This is a genomic window from Bacteroides sp. AF34-31BH (genome assembly GCF_003602795.1).
GTDB lineage: Bacteria > Bacteroidota > Bacteroidia > Bacteroidales > Bacteroidaceae > Bacteroides > Bacteroides uniformis.
In genome coordinates this window covers 15569-21333 of the sequence record NZ_QTLV01000011.1, presented here as the reverse complement: position 1 = coordinate 21333, position 5765 = coordinate 15569, and the positions used below count along the sequence as shown (strand labels likewise).

Annotated in this window: 2 protein-coding genes; both read right to left on the bottom strand. The window is 41.7% G+C overall.

Annotation, left to right across the window (positions count from 1 at the left end):
- Positions 1–1156: 1156 nt before the first annotated feature.
- Positions 1157–2755 (bottom strand): RagB/SusD family nutrient uptake outer membrane protein, encoded by a 1599-nt coding sequence (locus tag DWZ67_RS15265; protein ID WP_120139245.1) that lies wholly within the window; start codon positions 2753–2755, stop codon positions 1157–1159.
- 20 nt (positions 2756–2775) lie between these two features.
- The gene (locus DWZ67_RS15260) at positions 2776–5718 is read right to left on the bottom strand and encodes a SusC/RagA family TonB-linked outer membrane protein (RefSeq protein ID WP_080782336.1); all 2943 of its coding nucleotides are present in this window, start codon (positions 5716–5718) and stop codon (positions 2776–2778) included.
- Between the last annotated feature and the right edge of the window lie 47 nt (positions 5719–5765).

Genomic DNA, 5765 nt, shown 5'->3' with positions numbered 1-5765 from the left:
GCATACCAACAAACGAAATCACCAAAGTTTTCGCGGAACTACAATGTGTATAATATATTGATAATAAAGAATATACAATAAGTCAAAGAATTGGCTAAAACAAGGAATACTCTTTTCAAAGCTGTCCTATATGGGTCTACAATAAACAAAACCTTACTTATGTGATACCATTAATAAATGTAATATTTTGATTAATAGCTGTTTGAGTATCAATTAATGTACTACGGTTGTAAAATTAGTATTCCTCTTTTTAAAAGAATGGGTAATTATGTCAATATCTATTATTTGTTTATTTTTCGTTGAATATTTACTTGTATTACTTATTTCATCCATAAGAATATTGCATTTCATGTAAATACTATTTCAAATTACAGAATAACCATTCCCATTTCAGATAGAGATAAATATTAGTTTATTCCTATTTCAAATATAGGAAATCTGTGTTTGCTGTATAAAAAACTAATGAACTTATGAGATCATTTCTAAAGGAGCTTAATAAATTACTTTATAGTTTCTTGTGTAAAAGTTCAAGGAGAAATTCATTTTATACAAATTATCGTCTCTAATTGGTATTATCGTAATGTGCATTACGATAATAGTGGACTTGATGTAAAATGATAAGGTGTATTATGAAATTCTATAGTCGAAAAAAGAATTGGCAGTTTTAAAGAATATAGCAGAACAGTCTCAAGAAGAATCGTAAATGACGGTTTTAGGCGTATCGATAAGACCTCACTTTTATTGAAGCCAACGGATGGAAGACCGGCATTGTATTTTTTCATTTTACGAATTGGTAAAAATTGAACACAATAATGAACGGATAGATTGGGGAATATTGAAGAAAAAAGGAGAATATTTTCTCACAATCAACAAAGAATGGGAAAACTGCTCTGTTTCTTATAAAGGGCTTTTTTTGGAAGATATGTAATCTTGAAATAACACTTCCCCTGAAGTCTTTTGTAGGATTAAGAGAAGAAAAGCCACCCATTTCACAATGAGTGGCTTCTCAAAAACACTTTATTATGAAATTCCGGTATGTTCAACCGGATGAATCATCATAGTTGTCGCATTATTATTGTTGGGGTAATGCAGCTTGATTAGTCTGCACAGATATCGCTTCTGTGTTATTTTTCCGTATAACATGTCCTTTGAGGTATTAATTCTGGTCGCTCGGAGAAAGCTGAGAATTATTCTCTATTTCAGAGAGAGGTAATTGGTAAAGGAACGGCCTGTCTTCTTGGTTATAACGGAACTTACCGGCAGAGAAGTGATTATTATTTTCTGCGCCCCAAGTTTCATCTGTACGATCTACAGGAATATTCAAACGACGATTATCAATATATTCCAAACCTTCACCCCAGAACTCTACACGTTTCTGATAAATGATTTCCTCTATCAGGTCAGCCTTATTCGTGAAAGTGTAATTATAATCGGGCTGGCGAGTCTTCATAAAGCTATTCAGTTCAGTCACTGCTTCTGCAGAACTCTTGTGAGCCAAAGCTTCCATTTTTATCATGTAAGCTTCTTCTGAACGCAGGTAAATATAATCTCCCAGTTCCCATCCGCTGAACACACCGGCCTTGATGTTATCACGACCTGTACCGATAAATTTTACAGCTTGGTATTCCACGGCAACTGGAGACTGAGTGTCACGAATCAATGTTATACGATTACCGGAAGCATCTGTTACACCTGTAGAACGGTCGCAGCAGAACCATTGCAGACGGATATCAGTATCCGCGATACGGTCTACTAATGGCTTAAAGGCAGCGCGCCATACACCGATGCCGGCATACCCATCACCATAAGTATCCATCTGCGAGAAGAAAGACATATAAGTCGTACTATTGTCTGCTGTAATATCACATCCGAATACTACATCCGGTAAGCTGATATTACTGAATCCCTGGAGTATCTGGTCTTCACTCTGCAATATGGGGAAATTATCAATCACCACTTGCGCATACTTTATCGCCTCATCCCATTCATGGATAACCATATTTGCACGAGCCAAATGCATAGCTACCACGCAGCCATCCATATCAGTGGGTGAGGAAGTACGCGTCATATCCAAATTCTTGAACAAATCGAAAGCAGTAGTAAGGTCACTCTTGATTTGTTCATAGATTTGGGCTACAGTAGCACGTGGCTGGTCACCTTCCGTATCCTCTGTAATAAGCGGTACACACGGAGACTGGGAGAAGTCATATTTCTCTCCACGGCCCCATTTCGTTCCATCCGCACCGGTATAGTAGGAATGCTGATATAAGTAAGTCAGTTGTAAGTAGGCATAGCCACGGAAACCAAGGGCAATGGCACGATATTTCAAATTGGCGGGATCTTCACTGCTGGGGTCAATCAGCTTGAGGATATTGTTGGCATTGGCTATGACGCGATAGTACTCTTTCCAACGGTTGTTGGTCGGAGTATAGTTCTGTTGCCAGTAATCCAGCAAATAATGATACATACTCATGGCGAAACGTCCGGTCATAATCATATCGTTGCCCATCAGCGATGTTAAGTAATCAAAACTCTTTTGACCGAAATAGTTGTGACTCATATTGACGTCAACATACTGTTGCATATCAGTATACATACCTGCCACAGCAGCTGAAAAAGCCTTATCAGGATCTTCCTGAGCCACATTGCCCAGTTGGTCTTCAGTCAAATAAGCGGTAACATCAGCATCTTCAATGCAAGATGTAAGCAGGCCCCCAGCAAGAAGCACCTGCATCATATATTTCATTATCTTCATATACAATTTTATTTTTTAGTTTAGAATGTAAGGTTGATACCTCCGGAAATCACACGCATCGGAGAATAGCCTCCATATTCTTTATCAGAACCAGACATTGCTACGCGAGGGTCGAATCCCTGACGCTTGGACCACAAGGCAAGATTATCTGCCGTAGCATAAATACGCAGTTTCTCGACACCGAATTTCTGCATCAGATTTTTTGGCAATGTGTAACCCAAAGTGATGTTACGGATGCTGAAGTAGCTGGCCTTTATCAGGTTGAGGTCTGACTGTTGGGTGAAAGAATTGGAAGCATTGTTAGCATTCCAAATAGGAAGTGAACCTGTGCCTGTCTCCGGGTTAAACGTCTTCCACATATCCTTGTTATGACCTACGTAGAATGAAGAACTCATACCAGACAGATAAGAGTAGTCATAAGCATAGCCACCAATCTGGAAAGCCGTTGCTATAGAAAGGTCAATGCCCTTGTAAGAGAAAGTAGTGCTCAAACCACCGTTGAAATCGGGCAATGCAGATTTGCCGATGAAGCAACGGGTTGCATCTGCATAAGTAGTGGTCGTGGTACGGCCTATCACTTCCCCTTGTTCATTTGTCTCGTCCATGTACCACATGGCATTTCCTTTTTCGTCCATGCCGGCATACATATAAGTATAATATTCAAAGCGGCTCTTGCCTTCGCGCAGGTTGAACGGACCGGAAGTGATACCATTTTCACGGTTTTCTTCGGGCAGCGTCACAATGCGGTTCTTGTAATGAGAACCCACGAGCGATACCGTCCACTTCAGGTCGGGCTGATTGAAGATATCCACATTCACTTCAAACTCTATACCGGTGTTTTTCATCGCACCCAGGTTTTCCCAGTTATACGGACGTCCGGCTGTAGAGTAAGCCACAGGACGCTTGAAGAGCATATCGTCCGTACGACGATAGAAATATTCGAATGAACCGTATACTCTGTCGAACAGACGGAAATCTACACCCACGTCAAAAGTCTTCTGCTTTTCCCAAGTCAAGTCCGGATTACCGTAGAATTCCGGTGAATAGCCCAACTCTGAACCATTCCAAGTAACAGTGTACTGGTCTTGGTAAGGTGTGTACACATAGGCATAGTTATAATCTGAAAGAATACTTTCATTACCCTGAGTACCATAAGATGCACGCAATTTCAAATCGTTTAACCAAGACCCCGTTCCCTCCATGAATGCTTCGTTGGAAATACGCCAAGCGGCACCTACCGACCAGAAATTACCCCAGCGGTCTAAGAAACGGGAAGTACCGTCGCGACGGAAGGCTGCAGAAAGATAATATTTGTTGCTATAGTCGTAGTCTGCCATACCGAAATATCCCTCGATGTTATGGTTTGCCGTGTAGCTGTTGATGTATTGCATTTGTCCACCGTTGTCCAATTCCGGATTGTTCGGATTAAAGAAGTTGGTTTTCTGTCCTGCCAAATACTGATATTCATACTTATAGTACTCGTGACCTATCTTGGCCGACAAGTGGTGGTTATCGCCAAATACATTGCTGTAAGCCAGAATCTGGTTGAAGTTGGTAGTTGTAGTGTTGTAGCTCCCTTTTGTACCACGACCACCGAAAGACTGTCCGTCACCGATGAGCGGAGTGTAGAATACTGTCTGGCTGCTGTTCGTGAAATCATAACTGTAGTTTGCTGTAAACTTGAAATTCTTCAAGAATGAAATTTCCAGATATGAGCGTGAGGTCAGGTTATTGTATACAGTTTCACGAATATCCTCTTTCATATTGGCTATCACATTCTGGTTAGTAGCCGTAGGACGTTTAGATGTGCCGTCTGTTTCACCGTTTCCGGCATCATACATAGGACTTCCGTCTTCATAATATTTCATGTTACCTTCTGCATCATAGGCATGAACCGGGAAGATAGGAGCCCAAGAGCGTGCCACGTCAAAAGGATTGGAGGCTGCTCCGGCATTCTCTTGCACACCGTTCTGGGTAGCTTTGGAATATCCTACATTGGTTCCTACTTTCAGCCAAGATTTCAGCTGGGAGTTTACGTTAGCGCGAGCCGTAAAACGCTCATAGGAAGAGCCTAACACGTAAGAGTCATTGTCCAGAAAGCCCATAGATACATAGTAATCTGTGCGGTCGTTACCACCTGATGCAGATACATTGTACTCTTGACGGAAAGCGTTGTCAAACAAGGCATCGGCAAACGAATCATTATAACGCAGACGTGCATTGGGGTTAAGTTTCCCATCGGGTGTTACCAGATACTCTCCTTGCGGGATGATGTAAGCATTGTAATTACCCAGTTCGCCCAGCAAATCCTGACTGGCTGCTAAATTAGAGTCTTCAATGGAGTTTCCGGCTGCCCAATAGGTATTACGAAGGCCATACCAAGATAAACGGTAGAACTCTCCCGGATCGGTAGCCATGTCATAGTCCTTGTATGCACGCTGTGTCACACCCCAGGTACCGTTAAAGTTGATGGCCACCTTGTCTTTGCGTCCGGTCTTGGTAGTAATCATAACCACACCACCAGCTGCACGGGAACCATACAAAGAGTTGGAAACGGCGTCCTTCGACACGTTTACCGAAGCAATATCCGTAGGGTTGATGTCCGACAACTTACCATTGAAGGGTACACCATCTACTACAATTAGCGCATTGTTGCTGGCCGAAATAGAACCGATACCGCGCAATACGATGTTGGCATCCTTTCCCGGCTGACCAGAAGAACTTACAACCTGCAAACCAGCCACAGCTCCTTCGAGTGCATTTGACACTGATGTAGCTTGTGAATTACTGATAATCTCATTCTTTACACTACTGATAGAACCCACTAAATCTTGTTTGCGTTTAGTGCCATAAGCCACTACTGTTACTTCATCAAGTATCTCTGTATCAGGCTTCATTACCACTTTTACGCTCGGTCTGATTACCACTTCTTGAGTCTTCATACCAATGTACGAAATCACCAGAGTTTTCGCGGAACTAGAATAAGTATATATTATTGAAAAACAACTGT

Coding starts and splice junctions, on each gene's coding strand:
- DWZ67_RS15265 (WP_120139245.1), bottom strand. CDS start 2,755: ATGAAGATAATGAAATATATGATGCAGGTGCTTCTTGCTGGGGGCCTG.